Below are 16,098 nucleotides of genomic sequence, written 5' to 3'. Positions count from 1 at the left end.
GCCGCCGAAAACCGATGGAAGCGTCCCGTCCTGCGTCTGCCGACCTCTCGCACTACCTGGGCGCGCTCCGCCGGCACTGGTGGCTCGCCCTGGCGGTCACCGGCGCGGGTCTGGGCGCGGGCGCGGTCCTCGCGCAGACCATGCCGAAGGTCTACGAGTCCTCCGCCTCGGTCCTGGTCCAATCCGTCGATCAGGACACCAACGCGCAGGGCGGCCGGACCAAGGGCGCGGTGAACCTGGACACCGAGGCCCAGCTGGTCGGCTCCGGCGCGGTCGCGGCGAAGGCGGCCGCGCTGATGCGGGCCGACGTGTCGCCGATCGAGCTGGCCAAGTCGGTGTCGGTGCAGGTGCCGGCGAACACCACGGTCCTCGTGATCACCTTCAAGTCGGAGACGCCGCAGGGGGCGCAGTCCGGGTCGCACGCGTTCGCGGAGGCGTACCTGCGCAACCGCGAGGAGACCGCCCGCGCCCAGCTGGACAAGCAGATCCAGTCGCTGAACCTGAAGGTGCGGCAGCTGACCGGCACGCTCACCGGGATCAACGCGAAGCTGGCCGCGGCCCGCCCGGGCAGCCCCACCGAGAGCAACCTGCAGAGCCTGCGGAACAACTCGCAGAACCAGCTCAACTCGCTGACCGGCCGGCTCAACGAGCTGACCACCACGATGGTCGGCGGCGGCAGCATCATCAGCGACTCCCGCGTGCCGGAGGACCCGACCAGCCCGAACACGCTGCTCAACGTCGGTACCGGTGGCATGATCGGCCTGCTGCTCGGACTGGGCCTGGCCTACCTGCGGGAACGGTTCGACCGGCGGCTGGTCACCGCGACCGACGTACGGGACCGCGGCCGGGTCGCGGTGCTCGCGGCGCTGGACGAGCGCAGCACCCCGCACTTCGACGACGTGCTGCAGCCGTACGGTCCGGGTGGCCGGGTCTTCAACCGGCTGCGCAACGAGGTGCTGGCCAGCCTTGAGGGCGGCGAGCAGATCATCGTGGTGACCGGTACCAGCCGTGGCCCGGCCAGCACGCTGGTCGCCGCGAATCTGGCGGCGGCGCTCGCGCGTACCGGAAGTGATGTCGTCCTGATCGGCGCCCACCTGCCGGACAGTGTGGTGGATGCCGCGCCGCTGGCGCGGATGCTCGGGGTCTCGGCCGTGCCGGGCCTCTCCGATCTGCTGGCCGGGCGGGTCGCTCTGGGCCGTGCGCTGCAGCGCACGCCGCGCATCCCGTCGCTGCGGGTGATCACCACCGGCGGCGCGGCCACCGCGGCCGGGCTGATGCAGTCGCAGCGGCTCAAGGACACCCTGGAGACGTTGCGGCGGCAGAGCCAGTACGTGGTCATCGAGGCGCCGTCGACCAGCAGCAGCGCGGACGCGCAGAGCCTGGCCAGCCTGGCCGACGCGGCGATCCTGGCGGTCGAGCTGCGCCGCTCCCGCCGTCCCGCTCTCATCGACGCCGCCGAGCAGCTCCAGCGGGTCGGCACCCGGATGCTCGGCGCCGTGGTGATGCCGCGGCTCAGCGCGATGCAGCCCAGCCAGCTGTCCACACCGGCCGTGACGCTGCCGCCGCCCATGCCGGAATCCGACGGCGCGGTGGAGGGCCCGACCCAGCAGCTGTCGTTCGCCCGGCCGCGCTCGGCCGAGCAGGACAGCGCCGACGCCACCGCGGTCATCGACCTCTCCAACGCCGGCGCCGCGGACGGCGACGACAAGTGACCGCGGTCGCCCCGGCGCCCGTCATCGCCGGTCCGGCCCACCGCACCGTCAAGAACCGCTCGCTGCCGGCCTGGCCGGTGGCCGGGATCCTGCTGCTCTATCCGCTCTGGTGGGCGCTCGGTCTGGGCGTACTGATCTTCCCGCTGATGGCCGCGCCGATGCTGTTCCTGCTGATCCGGCGCCGGGCGGCGGGCCGCAGGCTGCGCCTGCCGCCCGGCTTCGCCTGGTGGGCGATCTTCCTGCTGGCGGTGGTGGTGAGCATCGCCGCGCTGGGCGCGGACCCGGCCGGGACGGTGGTCGAGCGGGCAAGCGACCGCCTGGTCGCCGTCGTCTACAAGCTTTCGATGTACGCGTCACTGACCGTTCTGCTGCTCTACGCCGGCAACCTGACCGAGGCCGAGCTGTCCCGTCGCCGCCTGGTGCGGCTGCTCGCCGGGATGTTCGTGGTGACCGTGCTGGGCGGGCTGCTCGGCATGGTGGCCGGGAACTTCGAGTTCACCTCGCCGGTCGAGTGGCTGCTGCCCTCCGGGGTGCGCAACAAGGGATTCGTCCGGTCGCTGGTGCATCCGTACGCGGCGCAGATCATGGACCTGGTCGGTGGGGAGAAGCCGCGCCCGGCCGCACCCTGGGGTTACACCAACACCTGGGGCAACAACTTCTGCCTGCTGGTCGGCTTCCTGGTGGTGGCCGCCTGGGCCAGTCACAGCGCCGGTAAGAAGGCGCTGGCGATTCTCTGCCTGGGCGTCTCGGTGGTGCCGGCGATCGCCTCGCTCAACCGGGGCCTGTGGATCGGCATCGGCGTGGTCATCCTCTACGTCGCCGCCCGCTACGTGCTCGCCGGCCAGCTCTGGATCATCGGGGCGCTGCTGGTCGCGACCGGTGCGCTGGCGGTCGCGCTGGTCGCCACCCCGCTCGGCGACACCGTGCAGGCCCGGCTGGACAACGGCAAGTCCAACGGCGTCCGCTCGTTCCTGATCGACAAGGCCCTGGACGGTTTCACCGGCTCACCGGTGATCGGCTACGGCGGCACCCGCAACACCCTCGGCGGGCGCAACTCGATCACCGTCGGCGAGAGCGCCGGGTGCGAGCGCTGCGGCAATTTCACCGTCGGCGGCAACGGTCAGCTGTGGCAGCTGCTCTACGCGCACGGCGCGGTGGGCACCGTGGGCTATCTGGGCTTCTTCGGGTACGGCCTGTGGCGTTTCCGCCGCGACCGGAGCCCCACCGGCCTGGCCGCGGGCGCCGCGCTGGTCAGCTCGTTCTCGGCGATGCTCTGGTACAACTCCCTGGTCACCCCTCTGGCCTTCATGGTTCTGGCATACGCGCTGCTCTGGCGCAACTGGATCGAGGGGAACAACACGTGAGCCCAGTGAAGACTGCTCCGGCGGAACTCACCGTCGACGACGCGGCCCTGCGGACCCAGTACCTGAACGAAGTGCTGGGCCTGCTCTACCCACCGCCGTGCGACACCGACGGCGGACCGGGCCCGCTGATCGCCGACTACCTGGTGGTCCCCAACGCCCGCCGGCCGAAACTGCTGGTCCCGTCCATCTCACCGGCCGTCGCCGCCGCCGCGGTCCGCCGGTACGCCGAGCCGCAGTCCCGCCTCGCGAAACTCAAGCGGGACGCCGTGGTGGCCGCCGTGCACACCCGGACCAGCGGGCTGCTGTTCCGCGACCGGATCCGGGTGACCGGACCGGTGTCGGCCGGCATCGACGGCTACCTGAGCGAGGCGCTGCGCCGCGACCTGGCCGTGAGCATCCACATCGGTCCGGCCCGGGCCAACCGCAAGCCGGTGCTGCAGCTGCTCGGCACCGACGGCGAGACGTTCGCGTTCGGCAAGCTGGGCACCGGGCCGCTCACGCAGCGCCTGGTCAAAGCGGAGACCGCGGCGCTGACCGCGCTCGGCACCAGCCAGCTCACCAAACTGACCGTGCCCCGGGTGCTGCACGCCGGGCAGTGGCGCGACATGCAGGTGCTGATCCAGTCGGCGCTGCCGGTATGGCTGCCCCGGGCGCCGCTGACCCAGCGCCGGCTGACCGCGGCGATGCTCGACATCGCCGGGTGCTGCGGGTACACCACCGGGCCGTTGACCAGCAGCGCGTACTGGCACGAGCTGCGCGGGCGGCTGGCCGCGGTGGCGGACCGGGCGGAGGGCGCCGGCCTGGCCGCCGCTGTCGACGTGCTGGCCGCGCACAGCGGCGAGACCGCCCTGCGGTACGGGGCGTGGCACGGTGACTGGGCCCCGTGGAACATGGCCAACCTCACCGACGCGCTTCTGGTCTGGGACTGGGAACGGTTCGCCACCGGGGTGCCGCTCGGCTTCGACGCGGTGCACCACGAGCTGCAGAAGCGCATCCAGTCCACCGGGGACGCGCGGGCCGCGGTGGAGGCGACCGTACAGCGGGCCGACGAGCTGCTGGCGCCGTTCGGGGTGGCGCCGGTGGCCCGGGAGATCACCGCGCTGCTCTACCTGGTCGACCTGGCCGTCCGATATCTCACCGACCGGCAGGCGGAGGCGGGCGCCCGGCTCGGCGTGCTCGGCACGTGGCTGCTGCCCGTGCTCATCCGCCGTGTAGAGGAGCTCTAGTGACCATGGACATCCGCAAACTGCCCGCTCCGGTGAAGCGGGTGGTGCACCTGGGCTCCCGCTCGTACGGGCGGCTCACGGCGGAGAGCCGGATGCTGCCGTCGTTCCTGATCTGCGGCGGTCAGCGATGCGGGACGACCTCGCTGTATCGGGCGATGGCCGCGCATCCGATGGTGCTCAAGGCGGTGCTGCACAAGGGCGTGCACTACTTCGACACCTCGTACCACCGGGGGCTGGATTGGTACCGCGCGCACTTTCCGCTGGTCCGGACGGCGGAGAAGATCGCGGAACGGTACGGGATGCCGGCGCAGACCTTCGAGTCGAGCCCGTACTACATGTACCACCCGCAGGCAGCCGCCCGGATCGCCCGTGATCTGCCGTACGCCAAGCTCGTGGTCCTGGTCCGCGACCCGGTGGAACGCGCCTACTCGCAGCATCACCACGAGGTGGCCCGCGCCTTCGAGGCCGAACGCGACTTCGGCGCCGCGCTCGCACTGGAACCGGCCCGCCTGCACCGTCAGGAGGAACGGCTCGCCGAGGACCCGGCCTTCTACAGCTTCGCCCACCAGCACCACGCCTACCGGGCCCGCGGCGAGTACGCGCGCTACCTGAGCGTGATGGCCCAGCACGTCGGCCGGGAACGGATCCACGTGGTGGAGAGCGAGCGCTTCTTCACCGACCCGGAACCGGTGTACGACGAGGTCTGCGCGTTCCTCGGGCTCCCCGCCGACCTGGAGCGGCCGCCGTTCGAGCGGCACAACGCCCGGCCCCGGCAGAGCGACATGGATCCCGGCCTGCGCCGCGAGCTGAGCGCCTACTACCAGTCGCACGACGAGGCGCTCGGCGGCTGGCTCGGGCACACCCCGGTCTGGCGCCGCGGGTGACGGCAACCCTTCCTGATCGGGCAGCTCGCGGCGCGGCCCGCGGCGGGCTGGCCAACATCGCCGGGTCGGCCCTGGCCGGCGGCACCGGGGTGGTGGTAACCTGGATCGTCGCCCGAACCCTCGGCCCCGAGCTGGCCGGCGCGTTCTTCGCCGCTACCGCCGCCTTCGTGCTCGCCGGCGGCCTGGCCAAACTCGGCACGAACACCGGACTGGTCTACTGGCCGGCCCGGCTGCGGGCCACCGGGCGCAGCCATCTGCTCGGCGCCTGCCTGCGCACCGGCATTCCCCCGGTGGTCGTGCTGTCGGTGGTGCTGGCCGCGGCGATGTGGGCGGGTGCGCCGGCGATCGCCCGTCTGACCGCTGGTGAGTCGGCGCACGTGGTCGCCGATCACGCCGCCGGGCTGCGCGTGCTCGCCGTCTTCATCCCGTTGCAGGCGCTGACCGATGTGCTGCTCACCGTCACCCGTGGCTATCGGATCATGCGGCCGACTGTGCTGCTGGACCGCGTACTCCGCAGTGGTCTGCAACTGCTTGCGGTCAGCGCGGCCGGCGTAGCGACCCTCTGGCTGGCCGCGTCGCTGCCGGTCTTTGCGCTGGCCTGGGCCGCGCCCTACCTGCCGGTCGCGCTTCTGGCCGGGTACGCCGCCCGCCGCGCCTACCTGTCCGGGCTCGTGGAACAGCGCCCCGGTCCTGCGAGTGAACGCCGGCAACTGCGCCGCGACTTCTGGGTCTTCACCGGGCCGCGCGCGGTCGCGGCGGTGGCCCAGCTCGCCCTCCAGCGGATCGACGTGCTGCTGGTGGCCGCGCTGGGCGGACTGGCGCCGGCCGCGGTGTACGCGGTGGCCGGCCGGTTCGTCGTGCTGATCCAGTTCGCCAACCAGGGACTGTCCCAGTCGGTGCAGCCGCGGCTCGCCGAGGCGCTGAGCACCGGCGACCAGGTCACCGCGAAGCAGCTCTACCAGACCGCGACCGGCTGGCTGGTGCTGGTCACCTGGCCGATCAATCTGCTGGTCATCGCCGGCGCGCCCTACTACCTGCGGCTGTTCGGCGACGGGTACGTGAGCGGCGTACCCGTCGTGGTGGTGCTGGCCGGGGCGATGCTGGTGGCGACCGGCTGCGGGATGGTCGACATGGTGCTGGCGATGGCCGGCCGCACGTCGGCGAACCTCGGCAACGTACTGATCGCGCTGACCGTGATGATCGGCCTGGACGTGCTGCTGGTGCCCCGCTGGGGCGCGCTCGGCGCGGCCGCCGGGCTGGCCTGCGCGATGGTCGTCAACAATCTGCTGCCCCTGGCCCAGGTGTACCGCGGCACCGGGCTGCATCCGTTCGGCCCGGGCACCCGGGCCGCCGCACTGCTGTCGGTGTGCTGCTTCGGACCCCTGATCTTCGCGCCCAGCGCCGTCGTGGTGGCCGTGCCGGCCTTCGTCGCGGGCGCCTGGCTGCTGCGCGGACGGCTGATGCTCCGCGCCTTCATCCCCATGAGGAGGACGAATTGACCAGCGATTACACCCAGGTGTTCCAGGACACCGAGGCGGTCGAGAAGTACGAGAACGTGACGTACGCCCCGGACAGTTACGCGTCGCAGATCAACGATCGGCAGCGGGAGTATTTGCGTGCTCTCGTGCGGCGCGAGTTCCCCGAGCATCCACCGGTGCAGCACGACTTCGCGTGCGGCACCGGGCGGGCGATCCGGGCCCTGCAGGGGCTGGTCCGCGAGGCGCACGGGTACGACACGTCGGCGGAGATGATGGCCAAGGCGGCCGAGGTCGGATCCCGGGCGTTCTGGCACCAGATCCCGATGGACGGGCCGGTTCCGAACCCGGTGGCGGCCGGTTTCCCGGCGCTGGTGACGATCTTCCGGCTGCTGCTCAACGTGAACGAGGACGTCCGCGACCGGGCTCTCGCGTTCGCCGCCAAGGTGCTCCCGCATCGCGGATCCGGGATGCTCGTGGTGGAGAACCACGGCAACTCCGGCTCGGTCCGGCACCTGCGGGCCCGCCGGCACAGCGGGCAACGGTGGTTCGCCGAGCTCTCGCACGACGAGGTCGAGCGGCTGCTGGCCCGGCACGGCTTCGAGATCGTGGAACGCCGCGGGTTCTCGATGCTCACCCCCGGCCTGCACGACCACCGGGTGGCCCGGCTCGCGGACGCGGCGGCCCGGCGGATGCCGGGCAGCGACGCGTACGCGGTGAACGTCCTCTACACCGCCCGACGGGTCCATGCGTAGGGGTGTCGCGGCCGTCGCCGTAGCACTGCTGCTGGTGTCCGGCTGCACCGACGACAAGCGCAAGAAGCCCGCCCCGGAACCCTCGCCCGACCTGACCAGCGCGCCGCGGGCGGTGGCGATCGATCCGGGACCGTTCGAGGCAGGCCCGTTCGAGCCGCCCGGTCACGGCGCCTACTTCGGCGCCTGGATCAAGCCGGATCAGCTCACCCACGTCGGCCGGCTCGCCGCGGTCGGCGGCCTGGAGGAGTCACTCGGCCGGCGGCTGGACTTCATCAACACGTATCGCCGCTTCGACCAGCTGATGGGCACCCCCTCGGACAAGGAGTTCCTGTCCCAGGGCGCCAATCTCATGATCAGCTGGGCGACCGGGGACAACCGGTCCATCCTGGCCGGCGAGCACGACCGGCTGATCCGCCAGCAGGCGCGGGCGATCCGCAAAATCAAGAAGCCGGTGCTGCTGCGCATGCGGTGGGAGATGGACCGGCCCAACCTGCGGGCCACCATGTGGTCCGGCGAGGACTACATCGCCGCCTGGAAGTACGTCCGGGAGATCTTCCGCAAGGAGAAGGCGGAGAACGTCTCGTGGGTCTGGTGCCCCACTGCAGAAGGATTCGTACGCGGTGAAGCACCCGACTTCTACCCCGGTGACGACCAGGTGGACTGGACCTGCGTGGACGTCTACGCCGGCGCCCAGTTCCAGCCGATCGGCAAGCTGATGGGCCCGTTCCTGGACTGGGCCGCGCAACGCCCCAAACCGATCGTGATCGGCGAGTTCGGCGTGGCGAAGGCGTGGGGGTCGGCAGGCCGGAAGGCATGGCTCGAGGACGCCGAACGCACCTTCAAGGCGAACCGGCAGATCAAGGCCATCGCCTACTTCGAGTCCGACCCGGAGGGCAACGGCCCCAACCAGCAGTTCCAGCTCACCGGCGACAAGGCGGCGTTCGGCGCGTTCCACTCGCTCGTCCAGGACCCCTATTTCAACCCCTGATCGTGGTCACCCCCGGAAGCGCCCTGGTCCGCGGCGTTCGCGGCCGCGGATCACGGCGTTCACCGCCGCCCTGACACCCTCAGTGTCCTTGCGGAACCGGCTTCTCTGCACAACGGCCACATCCGCTGCGGGTGTACCCACACCCACAGCGGGCGTGGCCGCACGCCGGAAGTCGCTGGGCAAGGCCAAGGCCCGGAAAAGTGTCGTACACCTGTTCCAAAATGAGTGGGACAGAGCGAGCACGACTCCGGGGGTGGCACCGATGTCCAACCGCGACGACTTCTTCGACCGCCAGAGCGAGATCATCAAGGAGTACGGGTGGGCCGTCGTCCACGTCCTGCCCGCCGACGAGGACCCGGAGGATGCGGTCCCGTTCGCCTACACCGTGGGCCTGACCGGTTTCGGGTTTCCTGAGCTCGCAGTCGCCGGGCTCGACCCGGAGGTCGGCCACCAGATCCTCAACGAGTTGGCCTGCCGCCTGTGCGACGACGGTCTGCGGTTGCGGCACGGGCAGCGCATCCCCGACCTGCTCGTCGACCAGGAGGTCGTGATCGTCGCCGGCGCGGCGATCGACGAGGTGTTTCCCGGCGCCGCATTCGCCCGCTACGGCGACGACCGGGTGCAGCTGCGCCAGGTGGTCTGGCCCGATCTCGACGACCGCTATCCCTGGCAGGAGGGGTATGAGTCGTTTCTCTACCCCCAGCCGACAATCGGTTCACCGGCGCCCGCGGCCGGGGCGCGGTGCCGGGGGTTCCGCGGCATCCCACAGCCGCCCGGCCGGCACCGTTCATCCCCGCGCATCCAGAGAGGCGGCGCCTGAGCACATCTGGCATCCCTCGCCCGGGCAAGGACGGGCGCGGAGGCGCGGGGCGAGGGCGCGGGGGCGAGGGCGAGGGCGAGGGCGAGGGGCGAGGGGGCGCGAGCAGCGTCAGGGCCTGCGGCGGGGGGCCCGGGCCAGAAGGCGCAGGGCGTAGGGGGCGTCGTGCCGCAGATATCGGCCGGCCAGGCGGCGAGGTTCGGTGCCGAGGCGGTGAGCCCATTCCAGGCCGGTTCGCTGCATCCAGCGCGGGGCGCGGTGCACGTCGCCGGTAACGAAGTTCACAGCTGCGCCGCAGCCGACGAACCAGGTGGCGGGGAGGTGCGGGCGAAGGCGTTCGATGACCAGTTCCTGCTTCGGGAAGCCCAGCCCGACGAAGACCAGGTCCGGCTGCGCGGCGATGATCGTGGCGCAGAATTCGGCGTAAGCCCGCTCGTCGTTCTCGAAACCGAAGGCGGGGCTCAGGGTGCCGGCAATGCGCAGACCCGGGCAGGCCTCCACCAGCCGATCCGCGGCCCGAGCCGCACCATCGACCTGGTCGGCCGCGCGGTCGACCGGGGTGCCGCCCACCACGAAGATGGAGCGGTGGTCCCGGCCCAGGCCCTGGGAGAGGGACCAGATCAGGCTGCTGCCGGCTACCCGCTCGGGCAGCGGGGCGCCGCCCAGGCGGCTGGCCCAGACCAGGGGCATGCCGTCGGCGACGATCAGGTCGGCGTCGTCGAGGTGGCGGCGGACTGCTGGGTCGGCGGCGGCCCGGCGCAGGATGTCGACGTTCGGGGTGATGATGCGACCGCCTCGGCCGGAGGCAAGAGCGTCCCGGACCACGGCCACGACCTCGTCCTCGGTGATCCGGTCGATGCCGGTTCCGTCCAGGTGCACGCGGTCGAAAGCCTCGATAGTCACCTAACGCCTCCTTTTGCTTGCTTCACTCGTTACCAGAGCGAAACGAGCGAAGGTGAGCCAAAGTGGCACAGGTGCTTTTTCTTGGCGGATTGGGGCGAAGCGGGACAACGCTCGTCGAACGCCTGCTCGGCGAACTCCCCGGGATGTGCGCTCTGGGCGAGGTCGTTCACCTGTGGCAGCGCGACCTGCGCGACAACGAGCGGTGCGGCTGCGGCTCCCGCTTCTCCGGTTGCACCTTCTGGCGGCGGGTCGGCGACCTGGCCTTCAACGGCTGGACGAACGTCGACGTCGACCGGGTGCACGCGCTGCGCGACGCCGTCGAGCGCACCCGGCACATCCCCCGGCTGGCCTCGGCCACCACCGCCACCGCCGAGGTGCGGGAGTACGCGTCGTACTACGCCCGCGTCTACACCGCGGCCGCGCAGGTCTCCGGCTGCCCGGTGGTCATCGACTCCTCCAAGCATTCCGCCCTCGCGCACGTGCTGCGCTGGGCCGACGACATCGACCTGCGGGTGGTGCACGTGGTCCGCGACGCCCGCGGGGTGGCGTACTCGTGGACCAAGACGGTGTCCCGCCCGGAGACCGACGGCACCGACGAGATGACCCGCTACTCCCCCGGCCGTTCGGCGCTGCTCTGGAACGCGCACAACGCCGCGTTCGGGCTGCTCGCCCGCCGGGGTGTGCCGGTGCGGCGGATCCGGTACGAGGAGTTCCTCGCCGACCCGCGGGCCGGCCTGCTGCGGCTCGCCGACTTCGCCGGCGTCACCCTCCACCAGGAGGACCTGGACTTTCTCCGGCCGAGCCACGCCGACCTGCGGGTCGGGCACAGCGCGGCAGGCAACCCGATGCGGTTCACCGTGGGGCGCCTTCCGCTGCGCCGGGACGACGCCTGGAAGCGGGCCCTGCCCAGCTCCCAGCGCCGCCTGGTGGGCGCGGTGTGCGGGCCGATGCTGCGGGCGTACGGCTATCCGATCAACGTGGAGGCGCGATGAACTGGCCGTCGGTAGGGGTCGTCATCCCCACCCGGAACCGCCCCGAGCTGGTCCGGCGGGCGATCACGGCGGTCCGGGAGCAGCGCTACCCGGGCGAGATCAAGATCGTGGTGGTGTACGACCAGACCGAACCGGACTATCTGCTCGCCTCCACCGAAGGCGTACCGGTGCTGGTGTTGACTAACTGGCGCCCGCCCGGCCTGGCCGGCGCGCGCAACACCGGCATCCTGGCGCTGGACACCGAGCTGGTGGCGTTCTGTGACGATGATGACCGATGGCTGCCGGACAAGCTGCGCCGCCAGGTCGCCGCGCTGCTCGCCGAGCCGGACGCCGAGTTCGCCACCTGCGCCATCGAGGTGGAGTACGAGGGTCGCGCCACGCCCCGGCTGGCCCACCGCAGCCGGGTGACCGTGGACGATCTGGCCCGGTCCCGGATGGCGATGCTGCACTCGTCGTCGTTCCTGATCCGCCGCGAGGCGCTGACCGAGGACGAGATGGGCCTGGTCGCCGAGGACGCCCCGGGCAGCCAGAACGAGGACTGGGACCTGCTGCTCCGGGCCGCCCGCCGGGCGCCGATCGTGCACCTGGACGAACCCCTGGTGCAGGTGCTGTGGGGTCGCACGTCGCACTACGCGTACGAATATGCCACCAAGATCTCCTCACTGCGCTGGATGATGCAGCGGCACCCGGAGATCAGCGGCTGCCGCCCGGGGGCGGCCCGCGTCTACGGGCAGCTGGCCTGCTGGTCGGCGGCGACCGGGAACCGCAGCCAGGCGTGGCGGTACAGCAAAGAGGCGGTCCGAGCGAACTGGAAGGAACCGCGTACGGCAATCGCGCTCGCCGCGATGACCGGGGCGGTCAAAGTGGAGAACGTGCTCTCCGCTCTGCACAAACGCGGCCGGGGTATCTGAACTCACTCTTCCGCATCGACCCGAACACGCGGTAGTGTTCGAGTGTGTTCGAAATAGTGCGGTTGCGAGAGCCGGGATGTTAGCCCAGCAGCGGCAGGCGGCGATCCTCGATCGGGTCCGCGCCACCGGCGGTGTGCGCGTCAGTGAGCTGGCCGCCGAGTACGGCGTCTCCGACATGACGATCCGCCGTGACCTCGAGGCCATGGCTGATCGCGGTCTATTGGCGAAGGTACATGGCGGTGCGACCACCGTCAGCCCTGGCTCGGCACACGAGCCGGGCTTCGCCGCGAAATCCGACCGGCAGCGTGACGAGAAGACGGCGATCGCGATGCGCGCCGCGGCCCTGGTCTCCCCGGGCGACGCCATCGCGCTCTCGGCCGGCACCACCACCGCCGAGCTGGCGCAGCGACTCGTCGACGTGCCGTCGCTGACCGTGGTGACGAATTCGATCCCGGTGGCCGACGTCTTCTACCGGGCCGGGCGACCGGATCAGACCGTCGTGCTGACCGGCGGGACGCGGACGCCGTCCGACGCCCTGGTCGGCCCGGTCGCCGTGGCCGCAGTCGGCACCCTGCACCTGGACATGCTCTTCCTCGGTGTGCACGGGATGAGCGAGCGCGCCGGTTACACCACGCCTAACCTGATGGAAGCGGACGTGAACCGGGCCCTGGTCGAGGCCGCCGAGCGCCTGGTCGTGCTCGCCGACCACACCAAATGGGGCACCGTGGGCATCTCGTCGATCGTGCCGCTCAGCCGCGCGGACGTGCTGATCACCGACGGCGGCCTGGATGACAACGCCCGCGCCGTCCTCGCGGAATCCGTTACCGAACTCGTGGTGGTGAACCCGCAGTGAGCCCGACCCGGTCGGCCGTCCGCCTCTCGGACGGCCGTGAGCTGATCTATTTCGACGAGACGCCGGATTCCGGTCGTTCGGCGTACCCGGACACCCGCGAGCTCCCGCCGCCCCCGCCGGCCTCGCAGTTGCGGTACGACCCGCTGGTCGACGAGTGGGTCGCGATCGCCGCGCACCGGCAGACGCGGACCTTTCTGCCGCCGTCGGACGCCTGCCCGCTCTGCCCGACCACCGCACGGTTCGCCAGCGAGATCCCGGCGCCCGATTACGACGTCGTGGTCTTTGAGAACCAGTTCCCGTCGTTCAGCGACCGGATCGTGCCCGACGAGATCACCCAGCTCACCGAACTGGTGCCGGTCAAGCCGGGGCTGGGCCGGTGCGAGGTGGTCTGCTTCACCAGCGACCACAACAGCGCCTTCGGGTCGTTGCCGCCGTCGCGCGTGCGTACCGTGATCGAAGCGCTTGCGGACCGCACCGCGGAACTCTCCGGGCTGCCCGGTGTCGCGCAGGTCTTCCCGTTCGAGAACCGGGGCGTCGAGATCGGCGTGACGCTGCACCACCCGCACGGCCAGATCTATGCCTATCCGACCGTGCCGCCGCGCACGGCGGCCATGCTTCGCGCCGCCGTGCAGCACGCCGCGCGGACCGGCGGCCGCAACCTCTATGCCGACGTTCTAGCGGCAGAGCAGGCAGCGAAGGTACGGGTGATCGCCGACAACGAGCACTGGACGGCGTACGTTCCGGCCGCCGCCCGCTGGCCGTTCGAGGTGCACCTGGCCCCGCACCGTCAGGTCCCCGACCTGCCCGCCCTGAGCGACGCCGAGCGCGACGCGTTCGGGCCGCTCTACCTGGACGTGCTCCGCCGTTTCGACGGGCTGTTCGGTAAGCCGATGCCGTACATCTCGGCCTGGCACCAGGCGGTCGTGGGCGCCGGCCGCGACCTCGGCTATCTGCACCTGCAGTTGTTCAGCATCCGCCGGGCCGCCGACAAGCTGAAGTTCCTGGCCGGGTCGGAGTCGGCGATGGGCGCCTTCGTCAACGACGTCGTGCCGGAGAACGCCGCGCAGATGCTCCGCTGTGTCTAATGGCGTCGCCTCCGGCTCGCGGCGCTGCGCCCCTTGACGTCGGTGTCAAACCGAGCGAGCCGCGTCACCGGTAGGTGGCGCGGCTCGTTGGGCCGACAAGGGGGCCTTGTCCCGGGCCCCCTTTCTCTTTAAGCGAGCTTGCGGGCCAGGTTCTCGTCCAGGGCGTTCATGAACTCGTCGGTCGACAGCCACGGGGCGTCCCGGCCGATCAGCAGGGCCAAGTCCTTGGTCATCTGGCCGCCCTCGACGGTCTCGATGCAGACCCGCTCCAGCTTCTCGGCGAACTCGGTCACCTCGGGGGTGCCGTCCAGCTTGCCGCGGTGCTTGAGGCCACCGGTCCAGGCGAAGATCGAGGCGATCGGGTTGGTCGAGGTCTTCTCGCCCTTCTGCCACTGCCGGTAGTGCCGGGTGACCGTGCCGTGCGCCGCCTCGGCCTCGACGGTCTGGCCGTCCGGGGTCATCAGCACCGAGGTCATCAGGCCGAGCGAGCCGAAGCCCTGCGCCACGGTGTCCGACTGCACGTCACCGTCGTAGTTCTTGCAGGCCCAGACGTAGCCGCCCTCCCACTTGAGCGCGGCGGCGACCATGTCGTCGATCAGCCGGTGCTCGTACGTGAGGCCGGCCGCCTTGAACTGGTCCGCGAACTCGGTCTCGAAGATCTCCGCGAACAGGTCCTTGAAGCGACCGTCGTACGCCTTCAGGATCGTGTTCTTGGTGGACAGGTAGACCGGGTAGTTGCGGGCCAGGCCGTACCGGAACGAGGCCCGCGCGAAGTCGCGGATCGACTCGTCGAAGTTGTACATCGCCATGCCGACACCACCGGCCGGGAAGTCGGCGACGTGGAACTCCAGCGGCTCCGAGCCGTCCTCCGGCGTGAAGGTGACGGTGAACTTGCCCGCCTTCGGCGCCACGAAGTCGGTCGCCTTGTACTGGTCGCCGTGCGCGTGCCGGCCGATGATGATCGGCTTGGTCCAGCTCGGCACCAGGCGGGGCACGTTGGACATGATGATCGGCTCACGGAAGACGACGCCGCCGAGGATGTTGCGGATCGTGCCGTTCGGCGATCGCCACATCTTCTTGAGGCCGAACTCCTGTACTCGGGCCTCGTCCGGCGTGATCGTGGCGCACTTGACGCCCACACCGTGCCGCTTGATGGCGTTGGCCGAGTCGATCGTCACCTGGTCGTCGGTCTCGTCACGGTACTGGATCGACAGGTCGTAGTACTCGAGGTTCACGTCGAGGTACGGCAGGATCAGCTGCTCACGGATCTGCTTCCAGATGATCCGGGTCATCTCGTCGCCGTCGATCTCCACGACCGGGTTCTTGACCTTGATTTTCGCCATCGGCCGGCGCTCCTCTCCCGAAACACATGCTTAGCAGTACGAGCGTACTGCCCGCCCGTCGTAGATCGCCGGGCGGCCCCGATCTGGCTGTCCCCGTCTACCATCCCAGGCAATGAAGATCCGCCGCGCCGATAAGCGCTATCCGCCCCGACACGGCGGGACCTGGGTGGACGATCTCCAACTGCGGGCCGGCGAGATCGGTACGGCCCTCGGGTGGCTCGCCGCCGCCGCTGTGGTCGGAGTCACCGGATACTTTCTCCACGACGACCTGTTCGAAACAGTCCGCGAGCTGACCGGCGACACTTCGGCCGGCATTGCCGCGGCCGGCTGGGGCATCGTGGTGGTCTCCGCGGGGGCCAGCACGGGTTTCCTGGCGATCGCTCTGCGGGACCGCCTCCACCGCGCGCTGCTGCTGGCCTGCTACGCCGCCGGGGCGGTGGCCGCCTTCCCCGCGCTCTGGTACATCCCGACCCGCGACTCGGGCGAGCGGCTCGGCCACGACAGCCTCGACCTGGTGGCCGGAACGCGATGGGGCTGGATCACGATCGTGCTCAGCGGGTTCCTCGTGATGCTGTCGGCGCTGGCGCAGACCGCGCTGCGGGTCGGTGAGCTCTGGCAGCGCAGATGGCTGCTCGGCACCGCGGCGGCGATCGTCACCGGCGCGGCGCTCACCCTGATCGCGGCGATCACTCTGGCGGGGTGAGTGCGTGCTTTGCGCGTACCCCACAGAACGGGTGAAGGCCGGGGCGTGCGGCCCCGGCCTCTCCCGCAGTGATCTCGTGCGCTGAGG

The 16,098-nt window shown here is 70.9% G+C and carries 15 protein-coding genes; 13 read left to right on the top strand and 2 right to left on the bottom strand.

Going from position 1 to position 16,098, the window contains the following annotated elements:
• Positions 1-14 precede the first annotated feature (14 nt).
• From OHA21_RS42930 to OHA21_RS42895, 8 genes are all read left to right on the top strand, one after another.
• Positions 15-1,712, top strand: coding sequence for a Wzz/FepE/Etk N-terminal domain-containing protein (locus OHA21_RS42930; protein ID WP_328465192.1), 1,698 nt, complete (start codon positions 15-17; stop codon positions 1,710-1,712).
• Entirely contained in the window at positions 1,709-3,076 is a 1,368-nt protein-coding gene (locus OHA21_RS42925) for a hypothetical protein (RefSeq protein WP_328465190.1), read from the top strand. Before OHA21_RS42930 ends, OHA21_RS42925 begins: the two co-directional genes overlap by 4 nt.
• Positions 3,073-4,302, top strand: coding sequence for a hypothetical protein (locus OHA21_RS42920; RefSeq protein ID WP_328465188.1), 1,230 nt, complete (start codon positions 3,073-3,075; stop codon positions 4,300-4,302). The genes OHA21_RS42925 and OHA21_RS42920 overlap by 4 nt, the downstream gene beginning before the upstream one ends.
• Before the next feature lie 5 nt (positions 4,303-4,307).
• Positions 4,308-5,186, top strand: coding sequence for a sulfotransferase domain-containing protein (locus OHA21_RS42915; protein ID WP_328478902.1), 879 nt, complete (start codon positions 4,308-4,310; stop codon positions 5,184-5,186).
• Complete coding sequence (locus OHA21_RS42910; RefSeq protein ID WP_328465186.1) at positions 5,183-6,685, top strand: lipopolysaccharide biosynthesis protein; 1,503 nt, start codon at positions 5,183-5,185, stop codon at positions 6,683-6,685. The genes OHA21_RS42915 and OHA21_RS42910 overlap by 4 nt, the downstream gene beginning before the upstream one ends.
• Positions 6,682-7,416 (top strand): class I SAM-dependent methyltransferase, encoded by a 735-nt coding sequence (locus OHA21_RS42905; protein WP_328465184.1) that lies wholly within the window; start codon positions 6,682-6,684, stop codon positions 7,414-7,416. The genes OHA21_RS42910 and OHA21_RS42905 overlap by 4 nt, the downstream gene beginning before the upstream one ends.
• Positions 7,409-8,404, top strand: coding sequence for a glycosyl hydrolase (locus tag OHA21_RS42900; RefSeq protein ID WP_328465182.1), 996 nt, complete (start codon positions 7,409-7,411; stop codon positions 8,402-8,404). The genes OHA21_RS42905 and OHA21_RS42900 overlap by 8 nt, the downstream gene beginning before the upstream one ends.
• A gap of 262 nt (positions 8,405-8,666) precedes the next feature.
• A complete protein-coding gene (locus tag OHA21_RS42895) occupies positions 8,667-9,224 on the top strand; it encodes a DUF4262 domain-containing protein (RefSeq protein ID WP_328465180.1) in 558 nt (185 codons plus the stop codon).
• A 108-nt stretch (positions 9,225-9,332) separates the two neighbouring features.
• Here OHA21_RS42895 and OHA21_RS42890 read toward each other — a convergent pair whose 3' ends face one another.
• Entirely contained in the window at positions 9,333-10,124 is a 792-nt protein-coding gene (locus tag OHA21_RS42890) for a WecB/TagA/CpsF family glycosyltransferase (RefSeq protein ID WP_328465178.1), read from the bottom strand.
• Between the two features lie 62 nt (positions 10,125-10,186).
• Here OHA21_RS42890 and OHA21_RS42885 point away from each other — a divergent pair, with 62 nt between their 5' ends.
• The 4 genes from OHA21_RS42885 (at position 10,187) to galT (ending at position 13,965) form a co-directional block, all read left to right on the top strand.
• A complete protein-coding gene (locus OHA21_RS42885; RefSeq protein ID WP_328465176.1) occupies positions 10,187-11,116 on the top strand; it encodes a sulfotransferase in 930 nt (309 codons plus the stop codon).
• Positions 11,113-12,027, top strand: a complete 915-nt coding sequence (locus OHA21_RS42880; protein ID WP_328465174.1) for a glycosyltransferase family A protein — start codon at positions 11,113-11,115, stop codon at positions 12,025-12,027. Before OHA21_RS42885 ends, OHA21_RS42880 begins: the two co-directional genes overlap by 4 nt.
• Before the next feature lie 76 nt (positions 12,028-12,103).
• Positions 12,104-12,880, top strand: coding sequence for a DeoR/GlpR family DNA-binding transcription regulator (locus OHA21_RS42875; protein WP_328465172.1), 777 nt, complete (start codon positions 12,104-12,106; stop codon positions 12,878-12,880).
• Positions 12,877-13,965: a galactose-1-phosphate uridylyltransferase gene (gene galT / locus OHA21_RS42870; protein WP_328465170.1), complete on the top strand. Its 1,089-nt coding sequence runs from the start codon at positions 12,877-12,879 to the stop codon at positions 13,963-13,965. Before OHA21_RS42875 ends, galT begins: the two co-directional genes overlap by 4 nt.
• Before the next feature lie 128 nt (positions 13,966-14,093).
• Here the strand turns inward: galT and OHA21_RS42865 are convergent, their stop codons facing one another.
• A complete protein-coding gene (locus OHA21_RS42865) occupies positions 14,094-15,308 on the bottom strand; it encodes an NADP-dependent isocitrate dehydrogenase (protein WP_328465168.1) in 1,215 nt (404 codons plus the stop codon).
• Positions 15,309-15,420: 112 nt separating this feature from the next.
• On the opposite strand from OHA21_RS42865, the gene OHA21_RS42860 reads away from it, so the two are divergent.
• Positions 15,421-16,011 (top strand): hypothetical protein, encoded by a 591-nt coding sequence (locus OHA21_RS42860; RefSeq protein ID WP_328465166.1) that lies wholly within the window; start codon positions 15,421-15,423, stop codon positions 16,009-16,011.
• Positions 16,012-16,098: the final 87 nt, after the last annotated feature.

The sequence above is a fragment of the Actinoplanes sp. NBC_00393 genome (genome assembly GCF_036053395.1).
Lineage (GTDB): Bacteria > Actinomycetota > Actinomycetes > Mycobacteriales > Micromonosporaceae > Actinoplanes.
The sequence above is the reverse complement of the archived record's forward strand: the minus strand, read 5'-3'. Positions and strand labels throughout refer to the sequence as shown.